This is a genomic window from Anaerococcus sp. C0059F3, from assembly GCF_056590475.1.
In genome coordinates this window covers 1-1,261 of sequence record NZ_JBWPWE010000028.1, presented here as the reverse complement: position 1 = coordinate 1,261, position 1,261 = coordinate 1, and the positions used below count along the sequence as shown (strand labels likewise).

The following is a 1,261-nucleotide window of genomic DNA, read 5'->3' as shown; positions in this document are numbered from 1 at the left end:
ATAAAAACTAAATAGCAAACAATATTTCCAGTCAAGAAAGAAAGGGCGCAAGGTGGATGCCTTGGCACATGAAGACGAAGAAGGACGTAAGTGAACGAAAACTAGGGTAAGCTCACAAAAAGCCATGACCCCTAGGTCTCCGAATGGGGAAACCCGGCTATGGAAGACATAGTCATCACTAAGTGAATACATAGCTTAGTGAAGTAAGACCCTGTGAACTGAAACATCTAAGTAGCAGGAGGAAAAGAAAGAAAACTCGATTTTCTTAGTAGCGGCGAGCGAAAAGAAAACAGCCCAACTCAATAAGGATCATATTTAATTAGCAGAATCATTTGGGAAGATGAACCAAAGAAAGTGACAGTCTTGTACGCGACAGTTAAATATGGACAGAGTGAAAGTAGCACCGGACACGAGGAATCCGTTGTGAAGATAGGGGGCCCATCCCCTAAGGCTAAATACTAACATGTGACCGATAGTGAACAAGTACCGTGAGGGAAAGGTGAAAAGAACCCCGAAAGGGGAGTGAAACAGAACCTGAAACCTAGCGCCTACAAGCAGACAGAGCACTAAAGTGTGATGTCGTACCTTTTGTAGAATGGGCCAGCGAGTTATTCTAAGCGGCAAGATTAAGTATTTAAGATACGAAGTCAAAGCGAAAGCGAGTCTTAATAGGGCCAAAGTCGATTAGAATAGACCCGAAACCGGGTGATCTATCCATGACCAGAGTGAAGGTGAAGTAAAATTCACTGGAGGCTCGAACCGGGTACGGTTTAAAACGTATCGGATGAGTTGTGGATAGGGGTGAAAAGCCAAACGAACTCGGATATAGCTGGTTCTCCTCGAAATAGCTTTAGGGCTAGCCTTTGACTAAAGATTTTAGGAGGTAGAGCACTGAATGGTCTAGGGCGGTTAACCGTACCGAAACCTATCAAACTCCGAATGCCAAAAAATCAGGTCAAGGAGTCAGACTTAGAGGGATAAGCTTCTAAGTCGAAAGGGAAACAGCCCAGACCGACAGCTAAGGTCCCCAAATCTGGATTAAGTGGAAAAGGATGTGAATCTACTAAGACAACCAGGACGTTGGCTTAGAAGCAGCCATGCATTTAAAGAATGCGTAATAGCTCACTGGTCAAGTGGGTTTGCGCCGAAAATGAACGGGGCTAAAATCCAGTACCGAAGCTTCGGATTGATAGAGAATTTAAATCTATCGCATAAAGAACTAAAGAAAAAGGTAAGAAAAGCTTAACTAGGAAATATTGTA

The 1,261-nt window shown here is 43.5% G+C and carries 1 rRNA gene; it reads left to right on the top strand.

The window, feature by feature from the left end:
• Nucleotides 1-29 precede the first annotated feature (29 nt).
• Nucleotides 30-1,261, top strand: a 23S ribosomal RNA gene (locus tag AC1EJ5_RS09995); the annotation flags it as partial.